Origin of the sequence: Ferrimicrobium sp., from assembly GCF_027364955.1 — a bacterium.
GTDB lineage: Bacteria > Actinomycetota > Acidimicrobiia > Acidimicrobiales > Acidimicrobiaceae > Ferrimicrobium.
This window is the reverse complement of record NZ_DAHXOI010000080.1, coordinates 377-707: the sequence shown is the minus strand read 5'-3', so window position 1 is coordinate 707 and position 331 is coordinate 377. Positions and strand designations below refer to the sequence as shown.

Annotated in this window: 1 tRNA gene; it reads right to left on the bottom strand. The window is 55.0% G+C overall.

Going from position 1 to position 331, the window contains the following annotated elements:
• Positions 1-103: 103 nt before the first annotated feature.
• Positions 104-175: transfer RNA gene (locus M7Q83_RS14115), tRNA-Arg, on the bottom strand.
• Positions 176-331: the final 156 nt, after the last annotated feature.

The following is a 331-nucleotide window of genomic DNA, read 5'->3' as shown; positions in this document are numbered from 1 at the left end:
ACAGAGCTGGGCCAGCCATCACCAACGCGACTACTGAAAGCCCACACGCAACTGAACCGATGCGCGCCAGCTCTTTTTGCTGCAAGGCTTGGCATTCTGAAGGTGCCCCCGGCAGGATTCGAACCTGCGCACATGGTTTAGGAAACCACTGCTCTATCCCCTGAGCTACGGGGGCCCGTAGCCTCCATTATCCTAGCCTCAGACAGGAGGTTTAACTCGCCTACTGTCGCTAAGCAGTTTGTGCCGTCAGAGCAAAGAGATGCATGACACGGTCAACCTGCTTGCTGATCAATTGTCACCGATAACGGTAGGTGCATCGAGCTCTTCAATC